The following is a 16073-nucleotide window of genomic DNA, read 5'->3' on the forward strand; positions in this document are numbered from 1 at the left end:
TTTAGGGCCGGTACGACGCCCCGGCACAAGACCCAGGAGGCCCGCAACATGTCACTGCCCGCGGAGTTCCACGACATCGCCAAGCGCGTGAACAACTGGGGGCGCTGGGGAGCGGACGACGAGATCGGCACGCTCAACCTCATCACCGACGAGGTGGTCCGGGCCGCCGCGCGGACCGTGCGCACCGGCCGCCGCGTCCCGCTCGCGCTGCCCCTGAAGCAGGACGGCGTGCAGACCGGCATGATCCCGGGGCGGGTCAACCCGCTGCACTCCATGGTGCAGATCAACCAGGAGCTCTTCGGCCCCGGCACCGTCGCCACCAGCGACGACGCCGTGACCATGGGCCTCCAGGCGGGCACCCACTGGGACGCCCTCACCCATGTCTCGCACTCGGGGAAGATCTACAACGGCCGTCCCGCCGACACCGTCACCGCGCACACCCGCGCCGCCTTCAGCGGCATCGACAAGGCCCGCCACGTCGTCTCGCGCGGCGTGCTGCTGGACGTGGCCCGCGCCCGGGGCGTCGAACGGCTCACCAGCGACCCGGCGGTGACACCCGAGGACCTGTCGGCCGCCGAGGAGCTGGCGGGCGTCACGGTCGGTCCCGGCGACATCGTTCTTGTACGGACCGGACAGGTGCAGGTGTACCTGGAGGGCGACAGGCACGGGTACGGACACCCCTCACCGGGGCTCTCGATCCGTACGCCCGAGTGGTTCCACGCGCGGGACGTCGCCGCCGTCGCGAACGACACCCTCACCTTCGAGATCTTCCCGCCGGAGATCGAGAACCTCTGGCTGCCCGTGCACGCGCTCGACCTGGTCGAGATGGGGATGCTCCAGGGGCAGAACTGGAATCTCGAAAAGTTGTCCACAGCCTGTGCACAAGAGGGCCGGTACGCGTTCCTGCTGTCCGCGATGCCGGAGCCGTTCGTCGGCGGCACGGGCACCCCGGTCGCCCCGGTCGCGATCCTGTAGCCCCCGCCGCCCGCAGGAGCCGCACCGCCCGTCCCGCACGGGTCAGCGCAGCGGAAGGCGGCCGTCCACCAGGGGCGGCCGCCGCACGTCCCGACCCGCACTCGCCGAGGAGGCCGGTGCTCCGCCTCGACGTCCCCTCGCTCACGAATCGCTCGTCCAAGCGTGATCAGGGCATCCGAGGGCGTCAACAGCACCTCGGTGAAATGTTCGTTACGTACGGTTTGTGACGGCGCACGGCGGCTTGTACGAGGGCTCGAAGGGGGGCTCGTACGGCGTCCCGAAGGCCGACGCGGCCCCCGGCTCGCGGCACACGCCCCGCGCGGCGTCCCGGGCGGTGTCGTACGGCTTCTCCGACAACCCCTCCCCGAGCCCTTCGCAGCCGGCCGCTTCGGCCCGGTCGGCGCAGGCGCTCTCCGGTGTCCGCACCCGGCGGTCCACCTCGCACCAGATGCGCTTGCCCGCGCCCTCGGCCTGCCAGCCCCACCGGTCGGCGAGGCCGTCGACGAGCTCCAGACCGCGCCCGTTCGTGTCGTCGCCCTCCGCGCGCCGGGGCCTGGGGGGGCAGGAGCTGGCGTCCGCGACCTCCACCCGCACGGTGCCGTCCGGCATCGCGGGACCGGAAGCGGGCCCGAAAGCGGGACCGGAAGCCGCCGCCTCGTCGGCGCCGCTCGCCCCGTGGGGGCGGCTCACGCCGTTGACGGCGTGCGGGCCGCCTGCGGCGGCCACGCCTCCCGCGTCACCCGGGCCGTCCGCGCCGCCGGCGCCGTTCGCCGGGGAGCCGGCCTCGTCGGACCCCCCCGGCAGCAGCATCCGCAGCACGGCCGGACAGCCCGTGTGCACCACCGCGTTGGTCACCAGCTCGGAAATGAGCAGCACCAACGTCTCGGCGACCGGCTCGTCGGCCTGTATTCCGCATCCCACGAGCCTGGACCGCGCCCACCTGCGGGCCCGCCCCACTTCCGCGGGGTCGGCCCCGACCTCCAACTGCATCTGAAGCACCTGCACCGCTCACACCATCCGAACCGGCGGACACAACGCCTCGCGTCTCCACAGGGTCACGGAACGTGATTCCCTTGCAGAGCAGCATGGTTGACGTACAGTCACCGCAACAAGCGCTTCAGGCATATTCCAGCGCGAAGGAGTACACGTGCTGCATACTGTGCGACGCACGCTGCGGAGAGTCGAACGTGAGCACTTGTGGCGCCTCCGTCCGACGCGAGGAGCGGTTACGCCGAAGCGCGCCGTCCGGTCCGGGGCCGCCGTACAGGCCGTACCGGGAATCGGGCGCTCCACCACCACTCGCATCTGACGGAGCGTACCCGAGCGACGGCCCGACTCCGGCCCGTGACGACTCCTGCAAAGGACACAACCCGATATCGACACAGGGTGACCCGTTCATGACCTCTTCTGGCAGCGGCCGTTCACCCCGGATCACCCAGCAGAGCGGCCGCCAGTTCCTCCTCCGCCTCCGCCTTCGAAGGTCCGCGTCCGGCCCGCACCCACGCCCGCTTCAGATGGAGGTGCACATCGGACTCCCAGGTGAAGCCCATGCCGCCGCACACCTGGAGGCAGTCCCGCGCGTTGCGCACGGCCGCCTCGTCGGCCAGCAGCTTGGCCGCCGCGCCCTCGACGGCCACGCCGGTGACCGCTGCCGCGTACACGGCGGTACGGGCGGTCTCGACCCGCACGAACATCTGCGCGCAGAGGTGCTTGACCGCCTGGAAGCCCCCGATCGGCTGCCCGAACTGGACGCGTTCGCAAGAGTGTTGGACGGCCAGTTCGAGTGTGCGGGCGGCGGTGCCGACCTGTTCGGCCGCGGTGAGCAGCACGCCTTCGCGGGGGTACGGGTGCGGGACCGGCCCGGGCAGCCGGTGCAGCGGTGTCAGCGGGTCGACCGAGCGGATCGGGGCGGCGGCCCCGTGCGGGCGCCCGGCGTCCGCGTGCCGGACGACGTCGGCGTCGGCGAGGTGTGCGACCAGCCTGCCGTAGGGGGCGGTGACCACCGTCTTCCCCTCGGCGGCCCCCGCCACCTCCCCCGCCGCGAGGTGGGTGTCCACCAGCGGGCCCGGCAGCAGGGCCCGCCCCGCCTCCTCGAAGAGCAGCACCGCCTCCGGGAGCCCGAGGCCGACGCCGCCCGCCGCCTCGGGCAGCCGCAGGGCGAAGAAGCCCGCGTCGCCGAGGGCCCGCCACAGGCCGCGGTCCACGCCGCCGCCCGCGTCCACGGCCGCGCGCAGGGCGGTGCGGTCGAAGCGCCGGGCGAGGAGCGCCCGCAGCCCCTGCCGCAACGCCCTCTGGTCTGCGGTGAGTTGGAAGTCCACGGGAGCGGCTCACCGGCCCTTCGGGAGGCCGAGGACGCGCTCGGCGACGATGTTCCGCTGGATCTGGGAGGTGCCGGCGGCGATCGTGTACGAGAGGGCGGAGAGCCGGTCGACGGTCCAGGTGCGGCCGAGGTCGAACGCGTCGGGCCCCAGGACCTCGGCGGCCGTGTCGTACAGCTCCTGGCGGGCGTGCGAGTAGCGGAGCTTGAAGACCGAGCCGCCGGCCCCGGGGACGCCGCCGGTGCGCTGGGCCTCGCTCACGTTCCACTGGGTGAGCCGCCACAGGGCCAGGAACTCGGCGTTCAGGCGGCCCAGCCGGCGTCGGAGGCCGGGGTCGTCCCAGCTCCCGTTGGCGCGGGCCTCGCGCGCGAGTTCCGCGAGGGTGCGCCGGCACGCGACGACCTCGCCCGCGAAGGCCGTGCCGCGCTCGAAGGAGAGGGTGACCATGGTGACGCGCCAGCCGTCGTTCTCCGCGCCGACCCGGTTCGCGACCGGCACCCGCACCTCGTCGAGGAACACCTCGGCGAACTCGGCGGACCCGGCGAGCGTGCGCAGCGGGCGGACGGTGATGCCGGGCGCGTCCATCGGCACCGCGAGCCAGGTGATGCCCTTGTGCTTGGGGGTGTCGGGTGTGACGGGCGCGGTGCGGACGAGGAGTTCGCACCAGTCGGCGACCTCGGCGTGCGAGGTCCAGATCTTGGACCCGGTGACCACGTAGTGATCGCCGTCGCGGACCGCTCTCGTACGGAGCGCGGCCAGGTCGGAGCCCGCGTCGGGCTCGCTGAAGCCCTGGCACCAGACCTCGTCGCCGCGCAGGATCGGCGGCAGCCAGCGCTCCCGCTGCTCCGGCGTGCCCTCGGCCGCGATGGTGGGGCCCGCGTGCAGCAGCCCGACGAAGTTCGCGCCGACGTACGGGGCCCCGGCGCGCTCGGTCTCCTCCAGGAAGATCAGGTGCTGGGTGGGGGTGCCCTCGCGCTGGAGGCCGGCGTACCCCGCCTCGTACAGCGTCCGCTGCCAGGCCGTGTCGTACGCGCGCCTGCCCGGCCAGTCCAGCGGATCGGGCCTGGCGGGCAGCCCCGGCAGCACCGTGCCCAGCCAGCTCCGCAGCTCCGCCCGGAACTCCTCCTCCTGCTCCGTGTACGCGAGGTCCATCAGCGCGCCCGCCGGTCCCTGTCCAGGTCGAGTCCGAGCATGCGGATGGCGTTGCCGCGCATCAGCTTGTAGACCGTCTCGTCGTCGAGGCCCTTGACGTGGTCGAGGGCCACCTCCTTGGTGTGCGGGAAGGTCGAGTCGACGTGCGGGTAGTCGGTCTCGAAGGTGGCGTTGTCGCGGCCGACGACGTCGATCGAGGCGACGCCGTGCTTGTCGCGGAAGAAGCAGCAGAAGATCTGCCGGTAGTAGTACGTGGAGGGGGGCTCGGGGATCAGGTCCTTGACCCCGCCCCAGGCGCGGTGCTCCTCCCACACGTCGTCGACGCGCTCCAGGGCGTACGGGATCCAGCCCATCTGGCCCTCGCTGTAGGCGAGTTTGAGCTGCGGGAACTTCACCAGGACTCCGGAGAAGAGGAAGTCCGTCATCGAGGCCATGGCGTTGTTGAAGGAGAGCGCGGCCTGGACGGCGGGCGGGGCGTCGGGGGACGCGGCGGGCATCTGGGAGCTGCTGCCGATGTGCATGTTGACCACCGTCCCGGTCTCCTCGCAGACCGCGAAGAAGGGGTCCCAGTAACCGGAGTGGATGGAGGGGAGCCCGAGGTGGGTGGGGATCTCGGAGAAGGTGACCGCGCGGACCCCGCGGGCCGCGTTGCGGCGGATCTCGGCCACCGCGAGGCCGATGTCCCAGAGCGGGACGATGCACAGCGGGATCAGCCGGCCGCCGCTGTCGCCGCACCACTCCTCGACCATCCAGTCGTTGTACGCGCGCACGCAGGCGAGGGCGACCTCCTTGTCGTGGGCCTCGGCGAAGGTCTGGCCGCAGAAGCGCGGGAAGGTGGGGAAGCACAGGGAGCCCTCGACGTGGTTGAGGTCCATGTCCGCGAGGCGGGCCTTGGGGTCCCAGCAGCCGCGCCGCATCTCCTCGCGGGTGATCCCCTCCAGGGTCATCTCGTCGCGGTCGAAGCCGACGGCGGCGATGTTGCGCTTGTACGGGAACTGCAGGTCCTCGTAGATCCACCAGTCGGTGGGCGGCCCGTCCGGGTCCATCGTGATCCGGTACTTGCCCGCGACGTAGGCGAGCTCCCCGATGCCGGCGGTGAGCGGTTGGGGCCCGCGGTCGCGGTACTTGGCGGGGAGCCAGGTGGAGAAGAGGTGCGGGGGCTCGATCACGTGGTCGTCGACGCTGATGATCCGAGGCAGTTCCATCCGGCGCTCCCCTTCGGGTGTTCGCTGATCTGCTGAACTGGATCTGATGACCCGTCAGAAATCAGGCTAGCCGCCGGACCTCTGGACCGACAAGGCATAGCGCCCTACGCTCACCGTCAATTCTGACTGTCCGTCAGTTACCGGGAGCGTGACGTGACTTCACCCCTGCACACCGCCCGCCCGCTCGACGCTTCCGGCACGTTCTGGGAGCTGGTGGAGCGCCGCGCCCGCCTCACCCCGCACCGCCCGGCGCTCCTCCAGGAGGACCGCTCCCTCACCTTCGGCGAGCTGCGGGAGCGCGCCGAGCGGGCCGCCGCCGGGCTGTACGAGCTGGGGGTGCGGGCCGGCAGCGTGGTGGTCTGGCAACTGCCCACCCGCATCGAGACCGTCCTGCTCTCCCTCGCGCTGGCCCGCCTGGGCGCGGTCCAGTCGCCGGTCATCCCCTTCTACCGGGACCGCGAGGTCGGTTTCGCGCTGCGGGAGTCGAAGGCGGAGTACCTGGTGGTGCCGGGCGAGTGGCGCGGCTTCGACCACGCGTCGATGGCCCGCCGCCTCGCGCGCCGTCTCCCCGGCCCCCTCGTCGTGCTCCGGGCGTACGACGAGCTGCCGGACGGCGACCCGGCCCTCCTGCCGCCCCCGCCCGGCGACGGAGCCTCCGTGCGGTGGATCTACTGGACCTCGGGCACCACCTCCGCCCCCCGGGGCGTGCTGCACACCGACCGCTCCCTGCTCGCGGGCGGCTCCTGCCTGGCCCACGCCCTGCGCCCGGCCCCGGACGACGTGGGGTCGATCGCCTTCCCGTACGCGCACATCGGCGGTCCGGACTACCTGGTGATGCTGCTCCTCCGCGGCTTCCCGGCCGTCCTCTTCGAGCAGTTCGCGATGCCGGACGCTTTGGCCGAATACCGCCGCCACGGGGTGACGGTGGCGGGCGGCTCGACGGCGTTCTACTCGATGTTCCTGACCGAGCAGCGCAAGGACCCGGCCACCCCCGTGCTGCCGACGCTGCGGCTGCTGGCGGGCGGGGGCGCGCCGAAGCCCCCGGAGCTGTACCACGCGGTGGTGCGGGAGCTGGGGTGCGAGCTCACCCACGGGTACGGCATGACGGAGGTCCCCATGATCACGATGGGTTCCCCGGACGACACCCCCGAGAACCTCGCCACCACCGAGGGCCGTCCCCCGCGGGGCATGTCGATCCGCATCACCGATCCGGCGGGCGAGCCGGTGCCGGCCGGGACCGACGGGGAGGTGCGGCTGCGCGGGGAGGCGGTGTGCCAGGGCTACCTGGGGGCGGCGGCGGACGCCGGGACCTTCGACCAGGACGGCTACCTGCTCACCGGCGACCTCGGGCACCTGACGCCGTCCGGGCACCTGGTCCTCACCGGCCGCCTCAAGGACGTCATCATCCGCAAGGGGGAGAACATCTCGGCCAAGGAGATCGAGGACCTGCTGCACGAGCACCCGGCGGTGGCGGACGCGGCCGTGATCGGCCTGCCGGACGCGGAGCGGGGCGAGCGGGTCTGCGCGGTCCTGGAACTGCGGGACTCCGCCGCCCTCGCCCCCGCGGAGGCGGTCGCGTACCTCCGCGGGACGGGCCTGGCCGGGCACAAGCTCCCGGAGCAGGTGGAGGTGGTCGACGCCCTCCCCCGCAACGAGGCCCTCCGCAAGGTCCTGAAGTACCGCCTGCGCGAGATGTTCGGGTAGCGGAGGGCGCCGACGGGGCCGGACGCGGGGACGGGCCGCGGAGACCGCCCGCCCGGGGACCGGTGCCCACGGGGCCGGCTACTGGGGGTCGGGTCCGTCGACCGTGTAGTACGTCGCGAAGGCGGTCAGGGTCTCCTCCTCGGTGATCCTGCCGTCCCCGTCCGCGTCCAGCGCCGCCGCCACCTGCTCGGCACGCCGCTCGTCCGCGCCCAGGACCCGCAGCAGCCGGATGGCCGCCCCGACCGTCACGCCGCTGTCCTCCCCCTCCGCCGCCGCGATCTCGATCGCCGCGTGCAGGAAGGGCCGGGCGATCTCGGCGAACCGCTTCGGGTTGTCCCGCAGCCGCTTCACCGCCCCCGTCACGAACTCGTCGCGGCTGACCCGCTGGTCCCCGTCGACGTCGGCGATCCCGGCCATCCCCTGCCAGAACGCCTCGGCCCCGCTGTAGAGGGCCTGGCCCTTGTCGCAACGGGCGGTCGTGCCGAACTCGGCAAGGATGGCGGCCGCCGCGGCACTGAAGTCCTCGCGGTCGATGTAACCGTTGCCGTCCTGGTCGAAGGAGGCGAAACGGGCCGCCGTCTTGCGCTCGTACTCTGCGCTGTCCATGCAGGGGAGGGTACGTCCTTGACGTGCGGAAGAAGCCGTTTCCGCGGGGAAATCATCCACCGGTGGGGCAGTCGGACACCAGGGCGACGGACGGGACGGGCCGTTCACGCGGACAGCGCCCGCGCGGTGTCGTCGACCGCCGTGTCGACATCGGGGAACACCTCGAACAGCCGCCGCACCCCGAGCGCCGCGAGCACCCGGTTCACATGGCTCCCGTCGACCGCCCCGCGCGCCGGGAGGATCAGCCGCAGGCTCCCCCGGCACGAGCGCATGAGCCGTCGCGCGGCGATCAGCAGCCCCACCCCGCTGGAGTCGCAGAAGAGCACGTCCGACAGGTCCAGCACCACCCGGTGCCGCCCGTCCGCGACGGCCCCGTGCACGCGCTGCCGCACGGCCGGCGAGGTCACCAGGTCCAGTTCGCCGGAGATGTGCAGCACGGCCCAGCCGCCGTGCTCTGCCTCTGTCACCTTCAGCGTCACGCGTCGGACCTCTCAACTAACCGGAAGTAGTCCTTCCTCATCGCGGCTGCCCTCGCCGCGCTCCCATGAAACACCGGGTGCCGGTGAGCCCCGTGCGCGGGAGGCGCGCGATGACCGGATCACTACCATCCCGAACTGCGTACCAGGCGCACTTGCCACAAAGGTGCGTGCACCGCCCGGTCTCGCACTACATTCGAAAGAGCAGCCGCTGCGGGGCGCGGCGGCACGGGGCCGGGGTTGGGGGGAAGGGATGCCGAAGGACGCACCGCCGCGCTGGGACCGCAGGATGCAGCAGCGGCTGGCGCGGGGCGAGGCGGCGGCGCTGGGCGAGCTGTACGACAGGTTCGCCTCCCTGGTGCACGGCCTGGCGCACCGGGTGCTGGACGACGAGGACGCCGCCGACCAGGTCACCCGGGAGGTCTTCGGCCACGTCTGGGAGAACCCGCAGTCCTTCGACCCCAAGGACGGCTCCATGCGGGCCTGGATGGCGCGCCTGACGCACCGGCGCGCCGTGCACCGGCTGCGGCAGGCGGAGGCGGCCGCCCTGGCGGACGGCGAGGGCACCGCGGAGGAGCTGGAGCTGAAGGTGTGCCGGGCGGCGGCGGCAGCCCGCGCGGACTACATCGTGACGTCCATGCCCGCACCCCTGCGGGAGGCCCTGGAGCTGGCGTACTTCCAGCGGCACGACTACCGGCAGACCGCGTCCCGCCTGAGCATCACCGAGGACGAGGCCCGCCGCAGGCTCCGGCTGGGGCTGCAGCTGCTGTCGACGGCGCACACCGTCCCCGGCTCCGGCCCCGGCTCCGGCCTGGACACCGCCCCCGGTGCTCCCGGCTTCGGGAGCGCGCTGTGAGCGAGGAGCACGGGGGCCACCGGGAGCGGACGGCCGGCGGCCTGTCGCACCGGGTGCTCAAGTCGCTGCTCGGGGCCTGGGCGCTGGCCGCCTGTTCCGCCGAGGAGACGCTCGCCGTGGAGGAGCACCTCACCGCGTGCGCCCCGTGCGCGGAGGAGGCCCTGCGGCTGCGGGACGCGGTGGGCCTGCTCCAGGCCGAACGCGGCCTCGACCTGGACCCGACGCTGCGCTCCCGGGTGCTGGCCGCCTGCCTGGGCCGCCGTCCGGCCCGCATCCCGGTGCCGGCCTGGGCCCGGCCGTACGACACGGAGACGGCCCGGCTGGACGCCCTGCTCGCCGACATCGACCCCGGCGAGTGGCACGCGCCCGTGCAGCTGCGCTGGTTCGAGCAGGACCGTCCGGTACGGCGCAAGGCGACGGTGGCCGCGGTCATCGGGCATCTGATGACCGTCGACGGCCTGGTGGCCGACGCGCTGGGCCTGGCCGACCCGGCCGCGTCCGACGGCCCCGGCGACCCCACCGGCCGCACCGAGGCGTACTGGCGGGGCTCCCGGCAGCCGCCCACCCGCGCGGTGCGCGTCCCCTGGCGCGAGCAGAGCCACACGCTGGTGCGCACGGTGTCCTTCGCCGGACGCGGCTCCGCCGAGCTGGCGGTGTCCTACGGAGCCTTCTCGCTGCCGCTCAGGGACGCGCTCCTGGAGCGGGCCTTCGAGTGCTGGGTGCACGCGGAGGACATCGCGCAGGCCGTGGACTACCCGTACGAACCCCCGTCGGGGGCGCATCTGCACGCGCTGGTCGACCTGGCGGCCCGGCTGCTCCCCGGCACGCTGGCCGCCCGCCGCCGGACCGGTCTCGCGCCTCCCGCGCGGGAACTGGTCGCGGCAGGCGCCCCGGGACGCACGCTGCACCTGGAGGTGGAGGGCGCGGGCGGCGGGCACTGGTACATCCCGCTGGACTCCCCCGCGGCCGCCGCCGTCCCGGACCACGAAGTGGCGCACATCGCCCTGGACGGCGTCGAGTTCTGCCGGCTCGCGGCCGGACACGTGCCGCCGCACGAGGCGGCGGCGGGCCAGGACGGCGACAAGGCGGCGGTGCGGGACGTGCTGTTCGCGGCGGCCTCGCTGTCCCGGCTGTGACGGCGCACTCGGGCAAGGGGCGGCAGAGGCGTCGGGAGCGTCAGGCGAACACGACCGTGCGGTGCCCGTTGAGCAGCACCCGGTGCTCGCTGTGCCACTTCACCGCGCGCGCCAGCGCCTGGCACTCCACGTCGCGGCCGACCGCCACCAGTTGCTCCGGGGTGACCTCGTGGCCGACCCGCTCGACCTCCTGCTCGATGATCGGGCCCTCGTCGAGGTCGGCCGTCACGTAGTGGGCGGTCGCGCCGATCAGCTTCACTCCGCGCGCGTGCGCCTGGTGGTAGGGCTTGGCGCCCTTGAAGCTCGGCAGGAAGGAGTGGTGGATGTTGATGATCCGGCCGCTGAGCTGCTTGCACAGGTGGTCGGAGAGCACCTGCATGTAGCGGGCGAGGACGACCAGCTCGACGTTCTCGGCGTCCACCAGGTCGAGGAGCCGCTGCTCGGCCGCGGCCTTGGTGTCCTTCGTCACGGGGATGTGGTGGAAGGGGATGCCGTACGAGCCGACCAGCTCGCGGAAGTCCGGGTGGTTGGAGACGACGGCGGCGATCTCCACCGGCAGGGCGCCGATCCGCGACCGGAACAGCAGGTCGTTCAGGCAGTGACCGAACCTGCTGACCATCAGCACGATCCGCATCCGGTCCTCGGCCCGGTGGATCTGCCAGTCCATCCGGAAGGAGTCCCCGACGGCCGCGAAACTAGCCCGCAGCTTGTCCACCGACACCGGGGCCCCGGCGGAGAAGGCGACCCGCATGAAGAACAGACCCGTGTCGTGGTCGCCGAACTGCCTGCTGTCCTCGATGTTGCAGCCGGTCATGAAGAGGTAGCTGGACACGGCGTGCACGATGCCCTGCTTGTCCGGGCAGGACAGGGTGAGGACGTAGTGGTCGGTTTCGGACTGTTCGGCAGGCTTGGGGTCGCTCATGACCCCAGAGGATCGCACACCGGGCCGCTTCAGGCCGACCTGGTCAGAATGCGGATGACCTCCAGCGAGCGGGGAGCCGCGTCCGGGTCGTCGCCGTCGCTCTGCGCCATGCGCACGTGCGCCTCGCGGGCGGCGCGCACGGCCTCGGGCCAGCCGGGGTCGGCCAGGTACGCCGAGACGGGGGCGTCCGCGCCGACCTGGTGCATGATCCGCAGGACCCGGAGCACGGCCACGTCCACGAGGGCCGCCTCGTCCGGGTCCCGGAATATGGACCCGACGTACTTCTCGGCGGACCAGTTGTCGAGCCAGGTGTCCTCGACGAGCCGGTAGACGGCGTCGGTGATGTCCCCGTACCCGTCCACCCCGGCGAGCCAGCACTCCTGGTGGAAGACGGGGTCGGAGAGCATGTGCAGCGCGGAACGCACCTGAGTGCGCCAGCGCCACCACGGCATGTCATTCAGCGGCATGCCGCCCATGGTGGTGGAGCGACGGCCGCGACGGGAAGGGTTCGCTGAACTTTGCACGGTCGTCGATCGTACGGGCATACGAATCCGGAGCGGACGAAGGTCCCGCGCGGGGCTCGGACGGAGGCCCCGCGCGGGGCACGGGTCACAGCTCGTTCGCCTGGTGCTCGGTGAGGCCGTACTTCCCGGCGATCGCGTTCCAGGGGTTCACCGCCTGCTGCTTCTGCTGCGAGGCCCTTCCGCTCTCGCGGTCGCCCGCGCGCCGCTCCTGGGTCGCCTTCGCCCGGCCGCCGCGGCACAGGCGGTCCTTGTCGCCCGCCACCTTGTCCGCCCACGCCGCGTAGTGGTCGTCGGCGGCGGCCGAGGCCTCCCACGCGCCGTTGAGCGCGGCGGTGAGCGCCTCGTGCCCCTCCAGCTTGTCGACCTTCAGGGCCTTCAGCCGGGTGACCAGACCGCGCCGCTGGGTGGCGGCGGCCCGCAGGTCGGTGGCGGCCTTGGCCAGGTCGCCGCACTGGCCGATGGCGGCCACCGCGTCGATCACCGAGGCGCGGCTGTCGTTGCTGTCGGCGAGCAGCTTGTCCAGCGCCTGCGCCTGGCCCTTCGCTCCGTCGGCGACCTTCTCGGCGGCGGTCTCCCGGTTGGGCAGTTCGGCACCGGCCGCGGTGTTCGTGGCGTCGGCGCCCTCGCCGGTGCCGTCGCCGCCGAAGCTCGCCAGCGCGCCGATGCCGAGGCCGATCACCGAGCAGCCGACCACCACGGCGGCGATCATCGGCACCGGCGAGATCCTGCGCCGCCGCGGCTCGGGGCCGCCCTGCCGCGCGGCGGGCTGCTGGAACTGCTGGTAGCGCGCCTCCTCCTGCTCGGCCTCCTGCTGCCGGGGCGGCAGGAAACGCGGCATCTGCTGCGTGGACCCGGCCGCCTCGCCCTGCCCGCCGCCGGCCGGCGCCTGGGTGCGGAAGAGGCTGTCGAACTCGGCGGGCGGCTGCCGCTCCCCGGGCACGCCGGGCAGCACGGGCCCCCCGTGCGTGCCGTGCTGCGCCTGCTGGTGCTGTGCCTGCTGATGCTGCGTCCGCTGATGTTGCGTCTGCTGGTGCTGCGGTGCCTGCTGGTGCTGCGGTACGCCGTCGGGCCTGGGCGCATACGGGGCGTCCGCCGGGACCGGCGGGAGGTACTGGGTGGCGTCCGCGTCCGAACCCACGGGCGGCTGGAGCGCCTGCTGACCCAGGAACGCGGTGCCGTCGAGCGGCCCGGCCTGCTGGGCCTGCGTCCCGGGCTGCCCGGCGGGGGCCTCCGGCGGCAGCGCGCCGGGCCCGGACGGCACGGGCGGCATGAACTGCGTCGGCTCGCCGTCACTGCCCGGCGCGACGGGCTCCGCCGGCACCGCGGGCATGTACTGGGTGGGCCCGGCGTCGGCGTCGGGCGCGGCAGGTGCGCCCCACACGGCCTGCTGCGGCTGCTCCGGGGGCAGCCCCTGCGGCGCGCCCGGCCCCCACGGCGGGCCCCAGCTCTGCCCGTGCGGCGGCATCGGGCCCGGCGCCTGCGGCGGCTGCCACTGCTGCTGTGCCGGGGGCAGCACTACGCCCTCGTGTGCGGGGCGCACAGCGGGATGCTGCGGCTCATCACCCTGCTCGCTTCGCGTCAACGGGGGCTCCTGCCATCGGTTCTGAACGGCCTCGCCGCGCGGGCGAGGGACGGAATCACCGCTTCACGCTACCGGGTGAATCCTCCCTCGGGCCACGCACCCACGATCCGCGCAGGCCAGGGCCGTACCCCCGCCTCCTCCCCGTAACGGACGGAGGGAAGTTGACGCTGTTCAAGCACCGCGTTGACGAGCCTCGCCCCCGGCGGGACGCTCCCCCCTCACGCCGCCTGGACCTCCATCCGGGCCCCGAACTCCCGCACCGCGGGCTCGTCGCGGTACGGCGCGAGCCGCTGCTGGAGGTCCTCCAGGTACTCCGCGCCCCGGTTCGAGCGCAGGGTGCTCAGCAGTTCCACCGCCCGCGTACCGGTCTGGCAGGCCTCCTCCACCTCGCGCTGCTGCACCTGAGCCGAGGCGAGCAGCACCAGCCCGATGGCCCGCCTGCGCACCCTGCTGTCGGGGTGCCCGGCGAGGCTCTCGCGGGCCCGGCGCGCGGCCGCGTCCGCCTGCCCCAGGTCACGGTGGCAGTGCGCCAACTCGTCGGCCAGGTACGCCTGGTCGAAGTGGGCGATCCAGACCGGGTCATCGCCCGTGTCGCCCGCGTCGTGCGCCTTGTCCATCGCGTTCTGCGCCTTCGCCGACACCACCGCGCAGGTGCGTTCGTCGCCGAGCAGGGCATGCCCGCGCGCCTCCGCCGCGTAGAACATCGCCTCCGCGCGCGGTGTCACCCTCCCCCGCGCCCCCTCCTGCGCCGCCCGCGCCAACTGGGCGATCTCACGCGGGTTCCCGAGCTGCGCGGCCAGGTGGCTCATGGACGCGGCCAGGACGTATCCGCCGTAGCCGCGGTCCCCGGCCGCCTGCGCGAGCCGCAGCGCCTGGATGTAGTACCGCTGCGCCAGCCCCGGCTGCCCGGTGTCGACGGCCATGTATCCGGCCAGCTCCGTCAACCGGGCGACGGCGGCGAAGAGTTCGCGCCCCACCGACTCGCGGTAGGAGCCCGACAGCAGCCCGGAGACGACGCTGTTGAGGTAGTGCACGACGATCGGGCGCACGTGCCCGGCGCCGAACCGGTGGTCGAGCGTCTGGAGCGCCTCCGTCGTCGCCCGCACCGCCGCCACGTCGCCGGGCCCCACCCGCGAGCCCGCCGTGCGCGCCACCTGGTGGTCGGCGCCCGTGATCAGCCAGTCGCGGCTCGGCTCCACCAGCGCCGACGACGCCACCGAGGAACCCGACAGGAAGTCCCGCCGCCCCACGTCGCTGCGCCACAGCTCGCAGACCTGCTCGATGGCGCCCAGCACGGTCGGCGAGAACTGGAGCCCGATGCCGGACGCCAGGTTCTTGCCGTTCGCCATGCCGATCTCGTCGATGGTGACGGTGCGCCCCAGCTTGCGGCCGAGCGCCTCGGCGATGATGCCCGGGGCCCGCCCCCTGGGCTGCTGGCCGCGCAGCCACCGGGCCACCGACGTCTTGTCGTAACGGAGATCGAGCCCGTGCTCCGCGCCGCACATGTTGACCCTGCGGGCGAGTCCGGCGTTGGAGCATCCGGCTTCCTGGATGAGCGCCTGGAGCCGTTCGTTCGGCTGTCGGGCGACGAGCGGCCTGGCTGCCATGTGTACCCCCTGGTGCGGGCGCGGATGAAGTCCTCGTGAATTCCGTGGAATTCGTACGCGGACATCACTGCCCGGTGGATATGCAAAGAATGCAGGTCATACGCGGAGATGGCGGAGATGAGTGCGATGTCGGAAGGCACAGGCGTTTTCCGGTACCTCCCGGCCCCCCTCCTGTGGTTGCCCGCTCGCCGCACGCCGCCCACCTGCGCGCCCCCGCCCGTGCACCGATGCGCCCCACATGCAGGATCGATGCGTCGGCGCCCGCTCGCGCGCGCCCGTAACCGGAGGTGGTGCGGGCAGTTGAGCTGTGCGTGGAAGAGACCATCGGAGTCACGGACGTCACGGACGCAGCCCAGATCCCCCAGCAGCGCGGTGATCAACTGCTCGACAGCGCCGTGCGGTACGCGGAAGAACGGCACTGGGACGTGGTCCCCGGGACCTGGCTGGAGGCCGAGGCGGGGGTGGAGCGCTGTTCGTGCGGCGACGTGACCTGCGCCGCCCCCGGCGCGCACCCGGAGAAGAAGGACTGGGCGACGCTGGCGACCGGCAGCGCGGTGGCCGCGCGCCGCATGTGGCAGAAGAACCCGAAGGCCTCGATCCTGCTGCCGACCGGACGCACCTTCGACGCCGTCGACGTGCCCGAGACGGCCGGCTTCCTGGCCCTCGCCCGCATGGAGCGCATGGAGCTCACCCTCGGTCCGGTCACCAGCACCCCCGACCGGCGGCTGCTGTTCTTCGTGCTGCCGGGCGCGGGCGCCAAGATCCCTGACCTGGTGCGCAAGTTGGGCTGGGCGCCGAGCACCCTGGACCTGGTCGCGCGCGGCGAGGGCGACTTCGTGGCGGCCCCGCCGACCCGGATGGGCGCGATGGGCGCCGTGCAGTGGGCGCGCCGCCCCACTCCCGCCAACCGGTGGCTGCCGGACGCGGAGGAGCTGATCAGCCCGCTCGCGTACGCCTGCGGGCGGGAAGCGGCTGCTGCGCGGGGGCGCGTTCGAACATAAGGTGGGCCC

Annotated in this window: 15 protein-coding genes; 5 read left to right on the forward strand and 10 right to left on the reverse strand. The window is 73.3% G+C overall.

Going from position 1 to position 16073, the window contains the following annotated elements; all coding sequences use genetic code 11:
* The first annotated feature begins 48 nt into the window (after positions 1-48).
* Positions 49-975: a cyclase family protein gene (locus ACIP93_RS01320; protein WP_401754399.1), complete on the forward strand. Its 927-nt coding sequence runs from the start codon at positions 49-51 to the stop codon at positions 973-975.
* Between the two features lie 210 nt (positions 976-1185).
* Here the strand turns inward: ACIP93_RS01320 and ACIP93_RS01325 are convergent, their stop codons facing one another.
* The 4 genes from ACIP93_RS01325 to ACIP93_RS01340 all read right to left on the reverse strand — a co-directional run bounded on the left by ACIP93_RS01325 (position 1186) and on the right by ACIP93_RS01340 (position 5650).
* Positions 1186-1965 (reverse strand): ATP-binding protein, encoded by a 780-nt coding sequence (locus tag ACIP93_RS01325; protein WP_401755608.1) that lies wholly within the window; start codon positions 1963-1965, stop codon positions 1186-1188.
* A gap of 431 nt (positions 1966-2396) precedes the next feature.
* Positions 2397-3293: an acyl-CoA dehydrogenase family protein gene (locus ACIP93_RS01330; protein ID WP_401754401.1), complete on the reverse strand. Its 897-nt coding sequence runs from the start codon at positions 3291-3293 to the stop codon at positions 2397-2399.
* Between the two features lie 9 nt (positions 3294-3302).
* Positions 3303-4445, reverse strand: a complete 1143-nt coding sequence (locus tag ACIP93_RS01335; protein WP_401754404.1) for an acyl-CoA dehydrogenase family protein — start codon at positions 4443-4445, stop codon at positions 3303-3305.
* Complete coding sequence (locus tag ACIP93_RS01340) at positions 4445-5650, reverse strand: amidohydrolase family protein (RefSeq protein WP_345221792.1); 1206 nt, start codon at positions 5648-5650, stop codon at positions 4445-4447. The genes ACIP93_RS01335 and ACIP93_RS01340 overlap by 1 nt, the downstream gene beginning before the upstream one ends.
* Positions 5651-5803: 153 nt before the next feature.
* Here ACIP93_RS01340 and ACIP93_RS01345 point away from each other — a divergent pair, with 153 nt between their 5' ends.
* Entirely contained in the window at positions 5804-7354 is a 1551-nt protein-coding gene (locus tag ACIP93_RS01345) for a class I adenylate-forming enzyme family protein (RefSeq protein ID WP_401754407.1), read from the forward strand.
* 78 nt (positions 7355-7432) lie between these two features.
* Here the strand turns inward: ACIP93_RS01345 and ACIP93_RS01350 are convergent, their stop codons facing one another.
* Both ACIP93_RS01350 and ACIP93_RS01355 read right to left on the reverse strand, forming a co-directional pair.
* On the reverse strand, positions 7433-7960 hold the full coding sequence (locus ACIP93_RS01350) for an EF-hand domain-containing protein (RefSeq protein WP_345221788.1): 528 nt from the start codon (positions 7958-7960) through the stop codon (positions 7433-7435).
* A gap of 104 nt (positions 7961-8064) precedes the next feature.
* Positions 8065-8439 (reverse strand): STAS domain-containing protein, encoded by a 375-nt coding sequence (locus ACIP93_RS01355; protein WP_401754410.1) that lies wholly within the window; start codon positions 8437-8439, stop codon positions 8065-8067.
* Positions 8440-8689: 250 nt separating this feature from the next.
* Between ACIP93_RS01355 and ACIP93_RS01360 the strand changes: the two genes are divergently transcribed.
* Positions 8690-9292: a sigma-70 family RNA polymerase sigma factor gene (locus tag ACIP93_RS01360; RefSeq protein ID WP_345221784.1), complete on the forward strand. Its 603-nt coding sequence runs from the start codon at positions 8690-8692 to the stop codon at positions 9290-9292.
* Positions 9289-10428, forward strand: coding sequence for a maleylpyruvate isomerase N-terminal domain-containing protein (locus ACIP93_RS01365; RefSeq protein WP_401754413.1), 1140 nt, complete (start codon positions 9289-9291; stop codon positions 10426-10428). Before ACIP93_RS01360 ends, ACIP93_RS01365 begins: the two co-directional genes overlap by 4 nt.
* 40 nt (positions 10429-10468) lie before the next feature.
* Here ACIP93_RS01365 and purU read toward each other — a convergent pair whose 3' ends face one another.
* The 4 genes from purU to ACIP93_RS01385 form a co-directional block, all read right to left on the reverse strand.
* Complete coding sequence (gene purU, locus ACIP93_RS01370; RefSeq protein ID WP_345221779.1) at positions 10469-11350, reverse strand: formyltetrahydrofolate deformylase; 882 nt, start codon at positions 11348-11350, stop codon at positions 10469-10471.
* A 29-nt stretch (positions 11351-11379) separates the two neighbouring features.
* Positions 11380-11895 (reverse strand): hypothetical protein, encoded by a 516-nt coding sequence (locus ACIP93_RS01375; RefSeq protein WP_345221777.1) that lies wholly within the window; start codon positions 11893-11895, stop codon positions 11380-11382.
* A 64-nt stretch (positions 11896-11959) separates the two neighbouring features.
* On the reverse strand, positions 11960-13414 hold the full coding sequence (locus tag ACIP93_RS01380) for a hypothetical protein (RefSeq protein WP_401754417.1): 1455 nt from the start codon (positions 13412-13414) through the stop codon (positions 11960-11962).
* Between the two features lie 260 nt (positions 13415-13674).
* Positions 13675-15063, reverse strand: a complete 1389-nt coding sequence (locus ACIP93_RS01385; RefSeq protein WP_401754420.1) for a transcriptional regulator — start codon at positions 15061-15063, stop codon at positions 13675-13677.
* Between the two features lie 311 nt (positions 15064-15374).
* Between ACIP93_RS01385 and ACIP93_RS01390 the strand changes: the two genes are divergently transcribed.
* Positions 15375-16064 carry a bifunctional DNA primase/polymerase gene (locus ACIP93_RS01390; RefSeq protein ID WP_345221771.1) on the forward strand — a complete coding sequence of 230 codons (690 nt, stop codon included), beginning with the start codon at positions 15375-15377 and terminating at the stop codon, positions 16062-16064.
* Positions 16065-16073 lie beyond the last annotated feature (9 nt).

Source organism: Streptomyces sp. NPDC088745 (assembly GCF_044751045.1).
Lineage (GTDB): Bacteria > Actinomycetota > Actinomycetes > Streptomycetales > Streptomycetaceae > Streptomyces > Streptomyces cremeus.

Bases quoted from the DNA above. Each gene is read 5' to 3' on its own strand.
- ACIP93_RS01350 (WP_345221788.1), bottom strand. From the start codon at position 7,960: ATGGACAGCGCAGAGTACGAGCGCAAGACGGCGGCCCGTTTCGCCTCC.
- ACIP93_RS01320 (WP_401754399.1), top strand. From the start codon at position 49: ATGTCACTGCCCGCGGAGTTCCACGACATCGCCAAGCGCGTGAACAAC.
- ACIP93_RS01335 (WP_401754404.1), bottom strand. From the start codon at position 4,445: ATGGACCTCGCGTACACGGAGCAGGAGGAGGAGTTCCGGGCGGAGCTG.
- ACIP93_RS01360 (WP_345221784.1), top strand. From the start codon at position 8,690: ATGCCGAAGGACGCACCGCCGCGCTGGGACCGCAGGATGCAGCAGCGG.
- ACIP93_RS01325 (WP_401755608.1), bottom strand. From the start codon at position 1,965: ATGCAGTTGGAGGTCGGGGCCGACCCCGCGGAAGTGGGGCGGGCCCGC.
- purU (WP_345221779.1), bottom strand. From the start codon at position 11,350: ATGAGCGACCCCAAGCCTGCCGAACAGTCCGAAACCGACCACTACGTC.
- ACIP93_RS01340 (WP_345221792.1), bottom strand. From the start codon at position 5,650: ATGGAACTGCCTCGGATCATCAGCGTCGACGACCACGTGATCGAGCCC.
- ACIP93_RS01385 (WP_401754420.1), bottom strand. From the start codon at position 15,063: ATGGCAGCCAGGCCGCTCGTCGCCCGACAGCCGAACGAACGGCTCCAG.
- ACIP93_RS01375 (WP_345221777.1), bottom strand. From the start codon at position 11,895: ATGCCCGTACGATCGACGACCGTGCAAAGTTCAGCGAACCCTTCCCGT.